Source organism: Actinokineospora diospyrosa (assembly GCF_024171925.1).
In the GTDB taxonomy this organism is placed as follows: domain Bacteria; phylum Actinomycetota; class Actinomycetes; order Mycobacteriales; family Pseudonocardiaceae; genus Actinokineospora; species Actinokineospora diospyrosa.
The window spans coordinates 103,204-121,090 of record NZ_JAMTCO010000010.1 but is presented as its reverse complement, the minus strand read 5'-3'; the positions used below and the strand labels follow the sequence as shown (position 1 = coordinate 121,090).

Below are 17,887 nucleotides of genomic sequence, written 5' to 3'. Positions count from 1 at the left end.
CTGCCACGGGTGTCGTAGGGGCCCCGCGCAAAACAGGTCCACCCCATCGAGCTTTTCGCATTGTCGCGTTTCCCGCCGATGTTGCCGCCAGGCGACGAGGCGGCTACCGGAGCCGAAGGCGGAGGCCCGAATCCCTTGCTCCGCACTCCCAACCCCGGCCTACGTCAAGATCAATCTGATCGAAAGCCCCCAAATACACAGCCTACCGAGCAGCACCGACACAACGGGAGCAGCGAACGGCGCCTGTGGACAAGCGAACCCGTTGTGGACAACCAAACCACCCACAACTGCCCACGCAAGATCAACTGAATCAAGAGCCCCCGATATACAGCCTACCGAGCAGCACCGACAAAACGAGAGCACCGAGTAGCAGCCTGTGGACAGCCAAGCCGGTTGTGGATAACCAAGCCAGTCGCGGGCAACCAAGCCAGTCGTGAGCAGTCAAGCCAGTTGTGGACGACAGCGCGAACCCAACCTCACGCGCCCTGGCTGGCAAACGTCCGTCGGTAGTCTTTCGGTGCTACTCCCACCATTCGCTGGAAATGGTGTCTCAACAACGCGGCGCTTCCGAATCCGCACTCTCGTGCAATCTCGTCCACCGACATGCCCGTCAGTTCCAACAGGCGCCTAGCGTGAAGCACGCGTTGCGTAGAGAGCCACTTGTGCGGCGTAGTGCCAGTCTCGGCGACAAAGTGTCGCGCAAAGCTGCGCTCAGACATGCGGGCCTGGTGAGCTAGCGCAGCGACCGTGTGTTCTTCGGTGATGTGCTCAAGCATCCAGGTCAGGACTGGTTGGAGGCTGTCGCTGGTGCACTGGGGGATGGGGATGTCGACGTACTGGCGTTGGCCGCCGTCGCGTTGTGGGGGGACGACCATGCGGCGGGCTATGGCTGTGGCGGCGGCGGAGCCCAGTTCGCGGCGGACCACGTGCAGGCAGGCGTCGATGCCGGAGGCCGTGCCCGCGCTGGTGACGATGTCGCCGTCGTCGACGAACAGGACGTCCGGGTTGAGGTTGGCTCGGGGGAACCGGGCGGCGAACTGGTCGGCGTGGCGCCAGTGGGTGGTGCAGGAGCGGTCGTCCAGCAGGCCCGCCGCGCCCAGGACGAACGCGCCGCTGCATTCCGACAGCAGGGTGCTCCCGCCGCGGTTGGCGCCGCGCAGGGCCTCCAGGACGGCCGGGGGATAGCCGTCGCGGATGGTGGTGGCGGGGACGGCGACCAGGTCGGCGCCGTCGAGGGCGTCGAGGCCCAGCGGCGGGATGATCGGGACGCCGACGCTGGTGCGGACCGGGGCGCCCGCTTCCAGGCCGCACACGCGGAACTCGATCGGTGGGACGCCGTCCTCGCTGCGGTTGATGCCGAACACCTCGCACAGCACACCGAACTCGAACGGGGCCACGCCGTCGATGAGCACGGCCGTCACGGTCCTGAGCATGCCGTCAGCGTAGCTGGCAGGATTTTGTGGCACAAGGTCAGAACTGCCACTGTTGGCAGGAACTCCTCCATCGCAAACTTAGTGCCATGACAACCGCGTTTGTGCTGGTCACACTGCTGGCCCTGCTGGTGCTGGGGCTCGACCGCAACCACGTCCGCACCACCGCACCCCGCTCCACCACGCCGCGCGTCCGGCTGGCCGGGAGCACCGATGTCGTCGACCGCGACCTCGTCCGCGTCACCGCCGAACTGGTGGTGGCCGAGGTCGCGCCGAGCGGGCGGCGCCCGGCTAGCGCCAGGACGGCAGCCAGAGTTCGGCCTGCCAGCGCCACTCGGTGATGGAGTCCCCGTTGAGGATCGGCCACAGCCACGCGAAGTTCGCCACGACGAGGCCGACATAGAGGGCGAGGGCGAGCAGGCCGGTGCTGCGGCGCTCCGGCCCGTCGCCCGACTTCCCCAGTAGATGGCCGAGACCGAGCGTTAGGCCTAGAACCAGGAACGCCGCCATCGGGGTGGCGTAGAAGAAGTACATCTGCCGGTCGAGGTTCAAGAACCAGGGCAGGTACCCGGCCAGGTAGGCGGTCACCACCGCGCCGTAGCGCCAGTCGAACTTGCTGAACATCCGCCAGAGGCCCCAGCCGAGCATCGGCAGCGCCAACCACCACAAGGCGGGGGTACCGATCAGCATCGTGGCGGAGACGCACTTGGACTCGCCGCAGGCGGTGGTGTTGCCCTCGTAGTAGTAGAGCATCGGTCGCAAGCTCATCGGCCACACCCACGGCTTGGATTCCCACGGGTGCTGCGACTCGGACTTGGTCACCAGGCTCTCGTGGAACTTAAGCACGTGTTCGTGGTACTGCCCCAACGACGAGATGGCGTTGGTGATGACCGAGAGGGGCCCGCTGCCCGCGCTGTCCCCCAAGTGCCGGTCGATGCTGGTCTCGCTGGAGAACCAGGGTGCCCAGGTGGCGAGGTAGGCCAAGAACGCGATGCCGACGAAGGCCCACACGCCGGGCAGCAGGTCGCGCAGGACGGTGCCCCACCAGGGCTTGCGCACCCCGGCAGCGCGTCGAGCCGTCAGGTCGAAGATGACCGTGAGCAGGCCGAACGCGGCCATGAAGTACAGGCTCGACCACTTGACGCCGAGGCCGAGGCCGAGCAGGAGACCGCCCGCGATCCGCCACCAGCGCACCCCGAGTCGCGGTCCGAACGGCGACTCGGTGGCCCAACCGCCCTCGACCGCGACCGCCAGCCGGTTGCGCACCAGGTCCCGGTCGAGCAGGAGGCAGCCGAACGCTGCGAGCACGAAGAACGCCAGGAAGATGTCGAGCATGCCCATCCGCGACTGCAGGTGCGACACCCCGTCGGCGATGAGCAGGATGCCCGCCACCCCGCCGAGCAGCGACGACCTGGTCAGCCTGCGCGCGATCCGCACGACGAGGACGACCATCAGCACGCCGGCGAGCGCGGCGGTGAACCGCCAGCCCCAGCCGTTGTAGCCGAAGATGTACTCCCCGATCGAGATGAGCGTTTTCCCGAACGGGGGGTGCACGGTCAGCTCGTAGCCGGGGTTGTCCTCGACGCCGCCGTTGCGCAGCATCTGCCACGCCTGCGGCACGTAGTGCTTCTCGTCGAACACCGGCGTGCCCTGGTCGGTGGGCCACCCGAGGTTCTGGAAGCGGACGATGCCCGCCAGCAGCCCCACGAAGGCCGTCACCAGCCAACCGCGCAGGCGGTCGGCGGGCATGGGGGTGCCCAGCAGCCGCGCGCGCGTGACCTCGATGGGGTCGGCGGCCGGGGTCACCTTTTCGGGTGACGATGTCCGGCTGGCCTCGTCGTCGGCAACCAGGGCGCTCACGGGGGGAGATCGTAGGCGCCCCGGTGTGCGATCCGCGTCGGAAGTTCCTCGAACGGGTCACCCCGGTGTCGCCGCGTGATCCGCGGATCAGCTGATCGTGTAGTTGTTCGCCCAGTTCAGGCGGGGTACAAGAGGATCATCAGCCGTTGTCGTACGGGGACGCTGGCGTGACGGACGGGGTACACGGTGCCTCCTGGACGGCCGACCATCAGGTCGCGACAGGTCGCTGGTGAGCTGCGCAGGCTGCGCAAGCAGGCTGGGCTCACCACCGGCGAGGTGGGCCAGCGGCTCGGGTTGTCGCAGGCGAAGGTCAGCCGGGTGGAGACCGGCACGAGCGGGCTGCGCCTGGGCGACGTACAGGCCATGCTCGGGCTCTACCGGGTGCCCGAGCCGCGCCAGGCCGAGATCCTCGACCAGGTCCGCCGGGCGGCTGAGCCCGGCTGGCTGCAGGTGCACGGCCGCGGCCTGCCCGAGCAGTGGCAGACCCTGATCGACTGGGAGTCCAAGGCGGTCGCGCTGCGGGCCTACCACGGCGACCTGGTCCCCGGCCTGCTGCAGACCGCGGACTACGCCAGGGCCGCCATCCGCGACACCGCGTCCGAGCCCCCGCCCGAGGCCGAGCTGGACGTCAAGGTGGCCGCGCGGTTGGCCAGGCAGGGCATCCTCAGCCGCGAGCACCCGCCGACCCTGCACGCCCTCATCGGCGAGGCCGCGCTGCGCATCCCGGTCGGCGGTCCCGCCATCGCCTCGGCCCAGTTGCGCCACCTCGCCGAGGCCATCCGCAAGCCGCACGTCCTGGTGCGGGTGGTGCCGCTGGCGGCGGGCGCGCACCCCGGGCTGGAGGGCCCGTTCGTGCTGATGGACTTCGACACCGACCGCTCGCTGGCCTACACCGACCACCGCTCGCGCACCCTGTTCCTCGACGACGAGGCCGCCGTGCGCACCCACCGGCTCGCCTGGGACCGGATCACCGCGGTCGCCCTCCCCGCCGAGGCGTCGGCCGAGGTGATCACGTCGTTGGCGGCGGTCGCGGCGCCCTGACCCCGCCCTGACCGGTCGGTACCCTGCACGCGTGCCCACTACCTACCGCCCGCGCTGGGAGATCCTCCTGGCGACGGGTCTGGCCGCTGCGCTCCTGGTGGCGGGGCTGCTGTTGTTGATCAGCGGGTCCGCCCGCGGTTCGCTGTTCGCCGCGGCGGTCGTCCAGGGGACCCTCGCGGTGGCCATTCTCCGGTCGCGCAGGCTGTCGGTCTCCGACGAGTTCTGCGTGGAGGACAACAACGGCTTCCGGACCACCTACCGGTGGGTCGACCTCATCCACCGCAAGCGCGGGATGCTGCACTTCACCACGGGCAAGGTCGAGCACAGCGGCTCTTTCCTGGACCGGCACGCGGCCAAGCGGGCCCGGTGGCGGGTGCCCGTGTTCCTGTACCTACGTGACTCCCGGGTTCTCCCGATCGGCGCGGAGCAGTGAGCGGGAAGTTGGTGTTGGCGGCTACTCCGCTCGGCGAGATCGGGGACGCGTCGACGCGGTTGGTAGAGGCGTTGGGGACCGCGGATGTCATCGCCGCTGAAGACACGCGGCGGGCGCGGGCGCTTGCGGCGGCTCTTGGCGTAACGCTGACCGGGCGTGTGGTGAGCTTCTACGACGCGGTCGAGGCGAACCGGGCGCCAGGGCTTGTAGAGGCTATTCAGGACGGGCAGACGGTACTGCTGATCACCGATGCCGGGATGCCCAGTGTTTCCGACCCGGGGTACCGGATGGTCGCTGCTTGCGTAGAGGCTGATTTGCCTATCACCTGCTTGCCGGGTCCTTCGGCGGTGACGACCGCTTTGGCGTTGTCTGGGCTTCCTTGTGACAGGTTCTGCTTCGAGGGGTTCGCGCCGCGGAAGTCGGGGGAGCGGCGGAAGTGGTTGGCCGCGTACGCCGACGAACCCAGGACGACCGTGTTCTTCGAAGCGCCGCACCGCATCGACGACTTGCTCGCGGAGGCCGTCGAGGTGCTCGGCGGGGACCGGCGGGCGGCGGTGTGCCGGGAGCTGACCAAGTCCTACGAAGAGGTCAAGCGCGGGACACTCGCCGAGTTGGCCGAATGGGCGCGCGCGGGCGTGCGCGGGGAGATCACTGTCGTGCTGGCGGGCGCCGAGCCCCGCACACTGGATCTGGACACCCTGGTTGAGCGGGTCAGGGCGCTCGCGGCCGAGGGCACGAGGCTCAAGGACGCGGCTGCCGAGGTCTCCGCCGCGACGGGGGTGAGCAAGAAGACCCTCTATGACGCGGCGGTGAGTCGAGCTTGAACACAACCCTGATCGGCAAGGTGACCGGGCTCGATTCGGCGAACGACACCGCGCCGCGCTTCGGGGTGCACGGCACCGATCTGGGGATCATGTGGGACGACGCCGCGGGGCGGACGTTCGTGGTGTTCGGTGATACCTACGGCGAGGGCTGGTGCGGTGACGGCGCGGGCCCGCGCGAGAGCGACTGGCGGTGCAACTTCCTCGCCATCTCCACCGACCGCGATCTGGACAACGGGCTCCGCTTTGAAACCGTCCTCGCCCACCCCGACGGCCGCGCGCGACAGGTCCTTGACCGCGACCCCCGCGTAGACGAGGAGACAGTTATCCCGTGCTCCGGCACGGCCATCGGTGAAACGCATTACCTGCACTACATGTCCGTGCGGGCGTGGGGTTCTAAGGGCCGGTGGACCACCAACTACAGCGGTATCGCTGTCTCCACCGACGCCGGCGAGACGTGGGACAAGCCCATGGGCGCGCGGTGGATCAATCGCGCTGAGCGAGACCACCCCTTCCAGATGGGCGCCTTCGCGCTTGGCGAGGACTACCTCTACCTCTTAGGTACACCCAATGGTCGGTGGGGGAGCGCCAGCCTTGCCCGGGTCACCAGGGACGATGTTCTAGACACCAGGGCCTACGACTACTGGAACGGATACGGCTGGTACCCGCGTGACGAGTTCCGCGCGGTACCAGTGATGCGGGGCAATGTCGCCGAGCTGTCGGTGATCTACTCAACGCACCTCAGCCGCTGGCTGGCCATCCACCTCGACGAAGCCCTAAGCGCTCTTGTTCTGCGCAGCGCCAAGACGCTGACCGGACCGTGGAGCGAACCCCAGGTGATCGTTACGGGTAGGGACTACCCCGGCCTCTATGGCGGCTACTTCCACCCAGCATCGGCGCACGGCCCGGCCATCTACTTCACGATGTCGCTCTGGCAGCCCTACAACGTCTATCTAATGCGGACAGAGCTGGACTAAGCGCTCTCACGCTGAAACGTCCGCACACCCCAGAAGATGCTTAGCGCGGTCATCGCGAACAGCACGATCGACCCGGTAAGCAGCGCGTCCGTGGTGAACTCGCCGCGGAAGGATGCGCGTTCGGCATCAACAACGTGTGCGAACGGATTCCACCGCGACAGCGTGTAGAGCCAGTCCGGAGCCAGCCCCTGGGTGATCGGGACGAGGATGCCCGACAGCAACAAGATGGGCATCAGCACGGTGTTGAGGACTGCGGGGAACGCTTCCTCGCTGCGCAAGGTGAGTGCCAAGGCGTAAGAGCACGAGGACAGCGTCAGACCCAAGCACGCCACCATCACGAGTGTCAGTGCCACCGCCCCCGCTGAGGCGCGCAGGTCGAAGACGGTGAAAGCAAGAATCAGGATCAGGGCAGCCTGAGCGAGCGTCTGCACCGCGTCCCGCAGGATTCGACCCAGCAGCAAGGAGATTCGACTGGCCGGAGTGACCTGCATCCGCTCGACCACCCCCATCCGCAATTCGGCGAGCAAGCCGAACCCGACGAAGGACGCCCCGAACAGAGCGAGCTGCACGATCAGCGCGGGCGTAAGGATCTGCCACGAGGTGCCTTGCGGGAACCCCGGAGTGTTCTCGGTCATCCGCTCTAAGAGGGGACCGAAGAAGAACAGGTACATGACCGGCTGCATCAGCCCGATCACCGTCCACGCCGGGTTTCGCAGGGACAGCCTCATCGCTTGGGTGAACACAAGCCAGGTGTCACGCAGCAACGTGAGCCTCCTCAGCGTCGCGGATGGTCCTACCGGTGAGCGTCAGGAAAACGTCGTCGAGCGTCGGTTGGTGTACCCGCAGCGAGTTGGTCCCAATGCTGGCCGCATCTAGAGCGCGCAGCAGCTCGGGTAGCGCTAGATCACCCCGAGGTACCCGGAACTCGACCGTGTTGCCTTCCGCCAAGACGGCATCCTGGCCCGCGATCCGTGCGGCGATCTCGGCAGTACGAACCAAAGCCAGCTCCGGCACACCAACAGCGACAAGGTCGCCCGATACGTTCGCCTTGAGCTCGGCAGGGGAGCCGGTCGCGATAATCGTGCCGTTGTCGATGACCAAGACTCGGTCACAAAGCGCGTCAGCCTCATCGAGGTAGTGAGTCGTGAGGAAGACCGTAGTGCCGAGGTCGGCCCGCAGTGCCCGGATGTGTTCCCACACGTTCGCCCGGCTGCGCGGATCGAGCGCCGCCGTCGGCTCGTCCAGGAACACCAGGACCGGCTGGTGGACCAGGCCGAGCGCGATGTCGAGCCTGCGCCGCTGTCCACCGGAGAGCGACTTGACGGGCCGTTCCACCAGGTCGGCCAGGTCGAGCCGGTCGGCGACCGACCGAGCCCGCGAGATCGCCTCCCGCTTGCCCAGACCGTGCAGCCTGCCCTGCATGACCAGGTCCTCCAGCACCCGCGAATCCGGGATCGTGCCGCCGCCCTGGGCGACGTAGCCGATCCGCCGCCGCACGCCGACCGGGTCGGTCGCCAGGTCCTTGCCCGCGACCACCGCCCGGCCCGCGGTCGGCCGCAGCAGCGTGGTCAGCATCCGCAGCGTCGTCGTCTTGCCCGCGCCGTTGGGGCCGAGGAACCCGACGAGCTCCCCGGCCGCCACGTCCAGGTCGACCCCGCGCACCGCCTCGACGGTCTTGCCCCTGGCCCGGAAACCCCGGGCGAGGCCGTGTGCCTCGATCATCGCGCACCCCTCTAGTCAAGTTTGACTACCTAGGTGTGCAGGATGCGCCGCCCTGGCGGGTCTAGTCAAACTTGAATACTGGGTGGCTCGCCGTGCTCGGACATCGAGTAGGCGCCGTCGAGCAGCCGCGCCACCAGCCCGCGCGACCACACCAGGTCCGCGTTGAGCTGGGCCAACCACAGTTCGGCTTGCTCGGCGACGTGCTCCGGCTTGATCGGGTCGGCACCGCCGCGCCAGCCCTCCATCTCCGAGCGCGCCACTTCGAGCGCCTCGATCCGCGCGCTCAGGTGGGCGACCGCGTCCGCGCGGCTCAGCGTCGGCAGCATGGCGATGGCCGCGTTGAGCATCCACGGGTCACCCGGAACCGACAATCCGGCCGTGACCAGCCGATCCAGCTCCGCCCGGCCCGCCGCGGTGATGCTGTAGGCGGTCCGCTCAGGGCCGCCGTCGCCCGGCTCGGGGGTGTCGACCAGCAGTTCGTCGGCCACCGCCTTGCGCAGCGCGTGGTAGAGCGACCCCGGCTTGATCCGCGCCCAACTGTCGGCCCGCCAGCTCTGCAGCTCCGCCCGGATCTGGTACCCGTGCGCCTTGCCCGCCCAGAAAACCACGCCGAGCACCAACATCCGCGTGGCCGACACACCGCCTCCTAGACACCCTGAACATGCCCCAGGTTAGGCGCTGTCCGGCGGGTCCGGCACGCGCTATCCGCGCCCGCGCGGCCCCCGGCCGCACGGCCGGAAAGCCCAAGTACAACCCGGTACGTGCGGCTTCCCGTCCGCGCGCCCAGGAACCACGCGGATCACCGATCCCACGCACCAGACCCACCGGACAACGCCTGCCCATGTAGCCCGATGGCTCTGGTGAGTAGCGGCTCCGTAGGCTAGTGGCCCATGAGCGCCCCCGTGTTGACCGCGGTGGCCTGGCCTTACGCCAACGGCCCCCGCCATATCGGTCACGTGTCCGGATTCGGTGTCCCTTCGGACGTTTTCTCCCGCTACATGCGCATGTCCGGCCACCGTGTGCTCATGGTCAGCGGCACCGACGAGCACGGCACCCCGATCCTCGTCCAAGCCGAGAAAGAGGGGCTGACCACCCGTCAACTGGTCGACAAGTACAACCGGGTCATCGCCGAGGACCTACAGGGTCTTGGCCTGTCCTACGACCTCTTCACCCGCACAACGACCGGCAACCACTACCAGGTCGTGCAGGACCTCTTCCTCGCTCTATGGCGCAACGGCTACGTGCAGTCCAAGACCCAGATGGGCGCTATTAGCCCGTCCACCGGTCGCACGCTGCCCGACCGCTACATCGAGGGCACCTGCCCGATCTGCGGTTACGACGGCGCGCGCGGCGACCAGTGCGACAACTGCGGCAACCAGCTCGACCCGGTCGACCTGAAGAACCCGCGGTCGCGGATCAACGGCGAGGTCCCGAAGTTCATCGAGACCGAGCACCTGTTCCTGGACCTGCCCTCGTTCACCGAGTCGCTGGGCTCCTGGCTGTCCACCCGCACCGAGTGGCGCCCGAACGTGCTCAAGTTCAGCCAGAACCTGATCGAGGACCTGCGGCCGCGGCCGATCACCCGCGACCTGGACTGGGGCATCCCGGTCCCGCTCGACGGCTGGCGCGACGCCCCGATGAAGCGGTTCTACGTCTGGTTCGACGCGGTCATCGGCTACCTGTCGGCCAGCGTCGAGTGGGCCCGGCGCACCGGTGACGCGGATGCCTGGAAGGAGTTCTGGACCGACCCGGCCCAGGCGTACTACTTCATGGGCAAGGACAACATCGTCTTCCACTCGCTGATCTGGCCGTCGCTGCTGCTCGGGCAGAACGGCGCGGGCGACAAGGGCGGCACCCCCGGCCGGTTCGACACGCTGAACCTGCCGACCGAGGTCGTCTCCAGCGAGTTCCTGACCATGAGCGGCTCCAAGTTCTCCACCTCGCGCGGCACCGTCATCTACGTCGGCGACTTCCTCAAGGAGTTCGGCCCCGACGCGCTGCGGTACTTCATCTCCGCCGCCGGTCCGGAGAACCAGGACACCGACTTCACCTGGGACGAGTTCGTCCGCCGCACCAACTTCGAGCTGGCCAACGAGTGGGGCAACCTGGTCAACCGGTCGGTCTCGATGGCGCACAAGAACGTCGGCGCCGTGCCCGCCCCGACCGCGCCGACCGCGGCCGACGCCGAGCTCAAGGCGCTGGCCAAGGCCGCGTTCACCAGCGTGGGCGACAACCTGCGCCGGTCGCGGTTCAAGGCGGCGGTGTCCGAGGCGATGCGCGTCGTCGGCGCGGCGAACAAGTACCTGTCCGACGAGGAGCCGTGGAAGCGCAAGGACGACCCGGCGCGGCGCGACACCATCCTGCACACCGCGCTGCAGGTCGTCTCCGACGCCAACACGCTGCTCACCCCGTTCCTGCCGCACTCCGCGCAGAAGGTGCACGAGCTGCTCGGCGGCAAGGGCGTGTGGGCCGCCCAGCCGGAGATCCGCCAGGTCGACGACCTCGACGACCCGTCGATCAGCTACCCGGTGCTCACCGGTGACTACGCGGGCGAGCAGGCCAGTTGGGAGTCGGTGGACATCGAGGTCGGCAAGCCGCTGGAGAAGCCGGAGCCGCTGTTCACCAAGCTCGACCCGAAGCTCGGTGAGACCGGTCCCGAGTGGGCGCCGATCGCGTGACACCGCGCAAGGGTGAGCGACCACCGGTGCCGGAGTCCCTTCCGGCACCGGTGGTCGACGCCCACACCCACCTGGACGCTTGCGGCGCAAAGGATGCCGCCGATGTGTCCGCAATGCTCGACCGCGCCGAGAGCGCCGGCATCGATCGCGTCATCACCGTTGCTGATGACCTTGCCTCCGCGCGGTGGGCAGTAGAGGCGTCCACTTGGGATAACCGCGTCTACGCCGCTGTCGCCATCCACCCGACCCGCACGGCGGAGTTCTCTGACGCCGACAAGGTTGAGATCGAGCGGTTGGCTCAACAGCCCCGGGTAGTCGCGGTAGGGGAAACAGGGCTGGACTACTACTGGGACTACAGCCCGCCAGAGGCTCAACACGAGGCGTTCCGCTGGCACATCGATCTCGCTAAGCGCGTCGGTAAGCCGCTGATGATCCACGACCGGGACGCGCACGCGGACATCCTCAAGGTCCTTACGGAAGAGGGCGCACCGGAGCAGGTCGTGTTCCACTGCTTCTCCGGTGACCTCGAGTTCGCCAAAGCATGCGTAGACCGCGGGTTTGTACTGTCGTTCGCCGGTCCGGTCACCTTCCGCAACGCCGCCCCGCTACGCGAAGCGGCCGCGTTCGTGCCCGTCGAGCAGATGCTGATCGAGACGGACGCGCCCTTCCTGACCCCCCACCCGTTCCGCGGTAGGCCCAATGAGCCCTACTGCGCGGCGTACACCCTCAGAGACCTCGCGACACTGCGCGGGGACGATGTCGCCGAGCTGGCGCGCGCGGTGTCCGAGACCGCGGATCGCGTGTTCCGGTTGCGGACCGTGACATCGGACCTTGCGAACGGTGAAGGATTGCGATGATCGGGGGATGGCGCAACGCCGCCGGGGGTGTGATGGGACTCACGAGATCGCTGGATGTGTTTGCGCAACCCCCCGGTCCTCGTTACTGTCCCGTGACCGTACGACTAGGGGCACCAGCCCCGAGTCGGCCCGGAGCCAGTCTGAGCAGCAGTGCTGACCGTCGGGGTTGGCTGGTTGCGGGTCGTCGGACACACACGAGGCGCGAGAGCGGCCGAGCACGCGAGGGAGTGGACGTCGGTGGCCAGACGAGACCGACATCCGCTGCGGAGCGCGGCCGGAGCTGGTGCCCTCTGGAGGAAACGACCCTGTGAGCGGTAAACAGACCGGCGGTTCCGACCGCCCCGGGCACGACAGCTTCTCCGCCGACACCGACTGGTTCACCCCGGTCACGGCGGTCAGCACGGCCACGCAGGATGACGACTTCACCGCGTGGCAGTCGGAGTTCCCGAGTCTCCCCAGCTTCCCCGATGGTCAGTCTGCGCCAGAATTCTCCGGCTTCGCCTCCGTCGGCTTCCTCGACATAAACCGCGAGTTCGACGAGGGTTACTCGTCCTCGCTGAGCATCACCGACCACGACGTCCGCCACGCCCTCGGCCCGCAGGCCGACGAGATCATGGCGACCGCCGGTGTCGACGTCGACGAACTCATCCGGCTCATCAACGCCGAGACCACCGTCCTGCCGGTCATCCCGGACGAGCTCTCCGCCGCGCCCCAGCCGCTCAAGGTCGGGGACGCCGACGCCCCGGCGCCCGGCCTCATGGCCGCGGTCAAGCGCTGGAAGGGCACCTTCCTCAAGGCCACCATCGCGGCCGTGCTGGTCACCCTGATCGGTGGCGGCGGCGCGGCCATCGCGATGAACAACACGGTCACCGTCGAGGTCGACGGCCAGACCAAGCAGATCAACACCTACTCCGACACCGTCGGGGAGGTGCTCGCCGAGGAGGGCATCTCCGTCGGCGCGCACGACTCGCTGAGCCCCTCGCCCAACGCCGAGATCGGCGACGACGGCAAGATCGTGCTCCAGCGCGGCCGCCAACTGCAGCTGACCGTCGACGGCGAGCAGCGCGAGGTCTGGGTCCGCGCCACCACCGTCGGCGAGGCGCTGCGCCAGGCCAACGCCCCGGTCGCCGGGTCCTGGGTCTCCGTCGGCGGCGACGCGGCCGTCCCGCTCGACGGCATCGCGGTCGAGATCAAGACCGCCAAGGACGTCACCCTCTACGACGGCGGCAACGCCCCCTCCCCGGTCCGCACGACCGCGGTGACCGTCGGGGAGCTGCTCAGCGAGCGCGGCCTGTCCCTCGGCCCGCAGGACGCCATCGCGCCCGGCGCCGACCTCAAGCTGACCCCCGGCGCCGAGATCCGGATCAGCCGCACCGGCGTCACCGTGATCAACCAGGCCGAGCCGGTGCCCGCCCCGGTGCAGAAGGTCGACGACCCCGAGCTGGACAAGGGCAAGGAGACCGTCGTCGAGCCGGGCGCCCCCGGCGAGCGCATGGTCACCTACCGGATCACCGAGAAGAACGGCAAGGTCGTCAAGCGCGAGGAGATCGGCTCCAAGGCGCTGACCGAGCCCAAGCCGAAGATCGTCAAGGTCGGCACCAAGAAGCCGCCGCAGCCGGTCATCTCCGACGGCGCGGCCTGGGACAAGCTCGCGCAGTGCGAGGCCACCGGCAACTGGGCCATCAACACCGGCAACGGCTACTACGGCGGCCTGCAGTTCGACAAGCGCACCTGGGACTCCAACGGGGGTGGCGCGTACGCCGCCTACCCGCACCAGGCCACCCGCGAGCAGCAGATCGCGATCGCCACCAAGGTCCGCGACGCGCGCGGCGGATACAGCGCCTGGCCCGCTTGCGCCCGCAAGCTCGGCCTGCCCACCTGATCTCGAAATCGTCGGCAAAGGCCCTCTTCGGAGGGCCTTTGCCATTTCTGGAAATGGGTCGGAAACGAGCGGCTCGGACTACCCGAGTAGCATTGCGACAATGACCGGTTCGGCGTTGCTCAGCCCGGTGGACGTGCGCAGGCTCGCCGCCGAACTCGGTGTGCGGCCGACCAAGAAACTCGGCCAGAACTTCGTGCACGACCCCAACACCGTTCGCCGCATCGCGACCACTGCTGGACTCACCGCCGACGACGTGGTGCTCGAGGTCGGGCCGGGGCTCGGCTCGCTCACCCTGGCCCTGCTGCCCGAGTGCGCCTCGGTCGTCGCCGTCGAGATCGATCCGGTGCTGGCCGCCCGTCTACCTGGGACGGTCGCCGAGCGCGCGCCCGGGTTCGCCGACCGGTTGCGCGTGGTGCTCGGCGACGCGATGCGGGTGACCGGCGCGCAGATCGGCGCGCGACCGACCGCGCTGGTGGCGAACCTGCCCTACAACGTGGCCGTGCCGGTGGTGCTGCACCTGCTCGCGGAACTGCCGAGCCTGCGCACCGTGCTGGTGATGGTGCAGGCGGAGGTCGCCGACCGGATGGCGGCCCCGCCGGGCAGCAAGGTCTACGGGGTGCCGAGCGTCAAGATCGCTTGGTACGCCGAGGCGCGCCGCGTCGCGACCGTGCCCAGGGCGGTGTTCTGGCCAGTACCCAACGTGGACTCCGCGTTGGTTTTTCTCACCCGGCGGCCAAGTCCGGACGGCATCGACCGGGCCGCGGTGTTCGCCGCCGTCGACGCGGCCTTCGCCCAAAGGCGAAAGACCTTGCGCGCCGCACTGTCCGATTGGGCCGGTTCGCCGTCGGCGGCCGAGGCGGTGCTCGTCGCGGCCGGGGTCGACCCGGTCCTGAGGGGCGAGCAGTTGTCGGTAGGCGACTTCGTCCGGATAGCCCAAGCGTTCACTCAGCTGCAGTAGCGCGACCCGGCATCGATTACTCCCCAGGTGTGATGTATCGAACCTGGGACCTCATCTTGACCTCACGCGCTTGCGTTTGGCGGTCCTGGTCAGGTCTACTCTGTGGGCATTCCATCCTGAGCGGCCGAGAGACCTGGCTCGATGACGCCGCAGCAACCACCCACCGCGGGCAGGTGCTACCGCCAGGAGCGATGGAGGAGTGAGAAACGGATGCCGATCCTCACCACACGCCGGGTCATCGACCAGTGCAGGCGTTCCGTGACGGCGTGTCGACCGATGTGCGCAACCCGCTGATTACCGCGTAGCAGCACGTCTTTCGTCACCCCTCTGTACTGGCACCGGACTGTCCATTGCGGACTTCTGGTGTGCCGTCGCGTCCCGCTTGGAGTAGCACCGTGATCACCGTCGAGAACCTCAGCAAGTCGTTCTGGGGCAACACCGGCCCCGTCGTCGCCCTCGAAGACGTCACCCTCGATGTGCCCACCGGCACCATCACCGGTGTGGTGGGGCCCTCCGGTTCCGGCAAGTCCACCCTCGCCCGCCTCGTCGCCCTGCAGGAACGCCCGGACAGCGGCGTGATCAGGGTCGACGGCTTCAACACCGCCGCCCTCGATCCACGCAGACTCCGCGCCGCCCGCCGCCGCATCGGCGTCGTCACCCAGGGCGACCTGCTGCCGCAGCGCACCGCGGCGGGCAACATCGCGCTCCCCCTCGAGCAGGCGGGCGTCGACGGCCCGCAGCGGCGCGAGAAGGTCGGCAAGCTCCTCGACCTGATCGGCCTCACCGACAAGGCCGCCCGCTACCCCGACACGCTCTCCCCCGGTCAGCGCGCCCGCGTGGAGGTCGCCCGCGCCCTGGTCGGCGACCCCGGCCTGCTGCTGGCCGACGACCCGACCAAGTCGCTGGAGGCCGACGCGGCCGCCGGTGTGCTGACCGTGCTCGACCGCGCCCGCGCCGAGCTCGGCGCGACGGTCCTGGTCGTCACCAGCGACGCGGGCGTGGTCCGCCGCATCGCCGACGACGTCGCCATCCTGGCGGACGGCCGGGTCGCCGAGAGCGGCAACCTGCTGTCGCTGGTGCAGGACTCGACCAGCCAGGTCGCCCAGTCCCTGCTGCCCTCGATCGACGTCGCCAAGGGCGCCTCGGCCGGGTACGACCGGGTGGCCGAGGTCATCCTCATCGGCTTCGCCGCCGTCGGCGCCCTGCTGCCGGAGGCCACGGCCCGCTTCAGCACCAACATCTCCGTGATCGGCGGCGGCCTCACCCGCGTCGGCGAGACCCCCGTCGCCCGCTTCCTGCTCGGCCTCAACGGCCTGCGCGCCGACCAGGCCCTCGGCTGGATCACCGAACGCGGCGGCGTCGTCCGCCCGCAGGTGGGCCTGGCCCGCTCCATCGCCGCCTAGTCACTGCTCACGGGATCGCCCAGCCTCCTCCTGGCTGGGCGATCCCGTTTTTGCTGCCACTTGCCTTCTGCGGCGGCTCTGCGCACTCTTCGCTGTTGGCGCTGTTGGCGCTGTTGGCGCTGTTGGCGCTGTTGGCGCTGTTGGCGCTGTTGGCGCTGTTGGCGCTGTTGGCGCTGTTGGCGCTGCTGGTCCTTGGGGTCGCCTTGTCTTCGCCCTGGGGCGTCCAGCCCACTTCCCCCGCCGGTTCCTGACTCCCTCGTCTGCCCTGGTCAACGCCCCCAGCCGGGTGAACTTCCCGCGCCCATCCGGCAATTCCCAGGTCGGACTTATCCACAACCCCCTCGCCCGTCCACAGCTTTCCGCTCCCCCCTTCCCGCGCCCCCAGACCCGATAGACTGGCACCGGGGTCGCCCCCCGGAGAGGGTGGGGGCCGGGACCATCTCGTCGCGGGCGTGCGCGCGTAAGAGGGGTGCGGGGGTGGGGCGGGGTAAGAGGGGGTTAGGCGTGGGCTTCGGGGGGGATGGGGCGCGAAGGGTCCTCGGTGGGGGCTACTCGGGCGCCGGGGACTGGGCCGTGGGCGACGCGGACTGTGCGGCAGACGCCTGCGCCGGAGAGTTCGGCGGCTACTCGGAGGGCCGCGTCGGCGTCTTCGCATAGGAAGGCGCAGGTAGGGCCAGAGCCGGAAACCGTGCCTGCGAGCGCACCAGCGTTGACGCCGGCGCGCAGGGTTCGGCGGAGGCCGGGGCGCAGTGAGACGGATGCCGCCTGGAGGTCATTTCCCAACAGGAGAGCCAATTGCCGTGGGTCGCCGGTAGCAAGGGCTTCCAAGACAGGCTCAACTCCACCGATGCGCGGCGGGTCTCCTTCCGCGCGCAGCCTGTCGAGTTCGCCGTAGACCTTGGGCGTGGATAGGCCGCGGCGGTCGAAGGCCAGGACCCAGTGGTAGGTGTGCCGGGTGAGCACGGGTACCAACTGCTCGCCGCGACCGGTGCCGAGGGCGGTGCCGCCGTGCAGGACGAAGGGGACGTCGCTGCCGAGGCGGGCGGCGACCTTGGCGAGTTCGTCGCGGCCGATCTCCAGTCGCCAGAGGGCGGCGAGCCCAACGAGCGTCGCGGCGGCGTCGGCGCTGCCGCCCGCCATGCCGCCGGACACCGGGATGCCCTTGCGGATGACGATGCGCACCTTCGGCTCGTCCACATCCCGGCCGACGTGCCTGGCCAGTTCCTGCACCGCCCGCCACGCCAGGTTGCTGGCGCCGGTCGGGACCGAGTCCGCGCCCTCGCCGTGCACCTCCACCCCCGGCTCATCGGCGATGGCGACGGTGACCTCGTCGGTCAGCGACAACGCCTGGAAGACGGTGGCGAGGTCGTGGTACCCGTCCGGCCGGAGATCCCCGACGGCAAGGTGCAGGTTGACCTTCGACGGCACCCGGACAGTCACCGGGGCAGGCACGACAGCGAGCACCCAACCAGCCTACGGGGACCCGGCAGGCCACCAGGAATCCCCTGCTCACCCCCACTGTCGAGTGAACTTCCCCCGCCCATCCGGCAATTCCCAGGTCGAACTTGTCCACAACCCCCTCGCCCATCCACAGCTCTTCGCTCCCCCCTTCCCGCGCCCCCGGACCCGATAGACTGGCACCGGGGTCGCCCCCCGGAGAGGGTGGGGGCCGGGACCATCTCGTCGCGGGCGTGCGCGCGTAAGAGGGGTGCGGGGGGTGGGGCGGAGGTAGAGGGCTGGGCGGCGTTGGGGGCGTAAGAAGGCGGAGAGGCGGGAGTCGGCGGGGCGCAGTGGGAAGCGCGGGGGAGTGGCCGGGGGCTGGGGC

At 69.1% G+C, this 17,887-nt stretch carries 17 protein-coding genes and 1 riboswitch; of the genes, 11 read left to right on the top strand and 6 right to left on the bottom strand.

What is annotated here, in order from left to right:
• Positions 1–476: 476 nt before the first annotated feature.
• A complete protein-coding gene (locus LV75_RS20835) occupies positions 477–1,433 on the bottom strand; it encodes a GlxA family transcriptional regulator (RefSeq protein WP_253888665.1) in 957 nt (318 codons plus the stop codon).
• Positions 1,434–1,519: 86 nt separating this feature from the next.
• On the opposite strand from LV75_RS20835, the gene LV75_RS20830 reads away from it, so the two are divergent.
• Positions 1,520–1,771, top strand: coding sequence for a hypothetical protein (locus LV75_RS20830; RefSeq protein ID WP_253888663.1), 252 nt, complete (start codon positions 1,520–1,522; stop codon positions 1,769–1,771).
• Here the strand turns inward: LV75_RS20830 and LV75_RS20825 are convergent.
• Complete coding sequence (locus LV75_RS20825) at positions 1,722–3,290, bottom strand: dolichyl-phosphate-mannose--protein mannosyltransferase (protein WP_372504201.1); 1,569 nt, start codon at positions 3,288–3,290, stop codon at positions 1,722–1,724. The genes LV75_RS20830 and LV75_RS20825 overlap by 50 nt on opposite strands.
• A 186-nt stretch (positions 3,291–3,476) precedes the next feature.
• Here LV75_RS20825 and LV75_RS20820 point away from each other — a divergent pair, with 186 nt between their 5' ends.
• The 4 genes from LV75_RS20820 to LV75_RS20805 are packed head-to-tail and all read left to right on the top strand — an operon-like array spanning position 3,477 to position 6,562.
• The gene (locus tag LV75_RS20820; protein WP_253888662.1) at positions 3,477–4,331 is read left to right on the top strand and encodes a helix-turn-helix domain-containing protein; all 855 of its coding nucleotides are present in this window, start codon (positions 3,477–3,479) and stop codon (positions 4,329–4,331) included.
• Positions 4,332–4,362: 31 nt separating this feature from the next.
• Positions 4,363–4,764: a hypothetical protein gene (locus tag LV75_RS20815; protein ID WP_253888661.1), complete on the top strand. Its 402-nt coding sequence runs from the start codon at positions 4,363–4,365 to the stop codon at positions 4,762–4,764.
• Positions 4,761–5,588 carry a 16S rRNA (cytidine(1402)-2'-O)-methyltransferase gene (gene rsmI, locus LV75_RS20810; RefSeq protein WP_253888659.1) on the top strand — a complete coding sequence of 276 codons (828 nt, stop codon included), beginning with the start codon at positions 4,761–4,763 and terminating at the stop codon, positions 5,586–5,588. The genes LV75_RS20815 and rsmI overlap by 4 nt, the downstream gene beginning before the upstream one ends.
• Positions 5,585–6,562, top strand: coding sequence for a glycoside hydrolase family 183 protein (locus LV75_RS20805; RefSeq protein WP_253888658.1), 978 nt, complete (start codon positions 5,585–5,587; stop codon positions 6,560–6,562). The genes rsmI and LV75_RS20805 overlap by 4 nt, the downstream gene beginning before the upstream one ends.
• Here the strand turns inward: LV75_RS20805 and LV75_RS20800 are convergent.
• The 3 genes from LV75_RS20800 to LV75_RS20790 all read right to left on the bottom strand — a co-directional run bounded on the left by LV75_RS20800 (position 6,559) and on the right by LV75_RS20790 (position 8,922).
• Positions 6,559–7,326 (bottom strand): ABC transporter permease, encoded by a 768-nt coding sequence (locus LV75_RS20800; protein WP_253888656.1) that lies wholly within the window; start codon positions 7,324–7,326, stop codon positions 6,559–6,561. The two genes, LV75_RS20805 and LV75_RS20800, sit on opposite strands and share 4 nt — an antisense overlap.
• Positions 7,316–8,284: an ATP-binding cassette domain-containing protein gene (locus tag LV75_RS20795; protein WP_253888654.1), complete on the bottom strand. Its 969-nt coding sequence runs from the start codon at positions 8,282–8,284 to the stop codon at positions 7,316–7,318. Before LV75_RS20795 ends, LV75_RS20800 begins: the two co-directional genes overlap by 11 nt.
• Before the next feature lie 65 nt (positions 8,285–8,349).
• Entirely contained in the window at positions 8,350–8,922 is a 573-nt protein-coding gene (locus LV75_RS20790) for a PadR family transcriptional regulator (protein WP_253888653.1), read from the bottom strand.
• Between the two features lie 252 nt (positions 8,923–9,174).
• Here LV75_RS20790 and metG point away from each other — a divergent pair, with 252 nt between their 5' ends.
• The 6 genes from metG (at position 9,175) to LV75_RS20760 (ending at position 16,313) form a co-directional block, all read left to right on the top strand.
• A complete protein-coding gene (gene metG, locus LV75_RS20785) occupies positions 9,175–10,962 on the top strand; it encodes a methionine--tRNA ligase (protein ID WP_253888652.1) in 1,788 nt (595 codons plus the stop codon).
• The gene (locus LV75_RS20780; RefSeq protein ID WP_253888651.1) at positions 10,959–11,819 is read left to right on the top strand and encodes a TatD family hydrolase; all 861 of its coding nucleotides are present in this window, start codon (positions 10,959–10,961) and stop codon (positions 11,817–11,819) included. Before metG ends, LV75_RS20780 begins: the two co-directional genes overlap by 4 nt.
• A 307-nt stretch (positions 11,820–12,126) precedes the next feature.
• Complete coding sequence (locus LV75_RS20775; protein ID WP_253888650.1) at positions 12,127–13,701, top strand: resuscitation-promoting factor; 1,575 nt, start codon at positions 12,127–12,129, stop codon at positions 13,699–13,701.
• 100 nt (positions 13,702–13,801) lie between these two features.
• A complete protein-coding gene (rsmA, locus tag LV75_RS20770; protein ID WP_253888649.1) occupies positions 13,802–14,659 on the top strand; it encodes a 16S rRNA (adenine(1518)-N(6)/adenine(1519)-N(6))-dimethyltransferase RsmA in 858 nt (285 codons plus the stop codon).
• Positions 14,660–14,767: 108 nt separating this feature from the next.
• Positions 14,768–14,857, top strand: a riboswitch (SAM riboswitch).
• Between the two features lie 197 nt (positions 14,858–15,054).
• Entirely contained in the window at positions 15,055–16,062 is a 1,008-nt protein-coding gene (locus LV75_RS20765) for a methionine ABC transporter ATP-binding protein (RefSeq protein WP_253888648.1), read from the top strand.
• Between the two features lie 95 nt (positions 16,063–16,157).
• Positions 16,158–16,313: a hypothetical protein gene (locus LV75_RS20760; RefSeq protein ID WP_253888647.1), complete on the top strand. Its 156-nt coding sequence runs from the start codon at positions 16,158–16,160 to the stop codon at positions 16,311–16,313.
• 247 nt (positions 16,314–16,560) lie between these two features.
• Here the strand turns inward: LV75_RS20760 and LV75_RS20755 are convergent, their stop codons facing one another.
• Complete coding sequence (locus tag LV75_RS20755; protein ID WP_253888646.1) at positions 16,561–17,526, bottom strand: 4-(cytidine 5'-diphospho)-2-C-methyl-D-erythritol kinase; 966 nt, start codon at positions 17,524–17,526, stop codon at positions 16,561–16,563.
• Positions 17,527–17,887 lie beyond the last annotated feature (361 nt).

Coding starts and splice junctions, on each gene's coding strand:
- metG (WP_253888652.1), top strand. CDS start 9,175: ATGAGCGCCCCCGTGTTGACCGCGGTGGCCTGGCCTTACGCCAACGGC.
- LV75_RS20830 (WP_253888663.1), top strand. CDS start 1,520: ATGACAACCGCGTTTGTGCTGGTCACACTGCTGGCCCTGCTGGTGCTG.
- rsmA (WP_253888649.1), top strand. CDS start 13,802: ATGACCGGTTCGGCGTTGCTCAGCCCGGTGGACGTGCGCAGGCTCGCC.
- LV75_RS20835 (WP_253888665.1), bottom strand. CDS start 1,433: ATGCTCAGGACCGTGACGGCCGTGCTCATCGACGGCGTGGCCCCGTTC.
- LV75_RS20795 (WP_253888654.1), bottom strand. CDS start 8,284: ATGATCGAGGCACACGGCCTCGCCCGGGGTTTCCGGGCCAGGGGCAAG.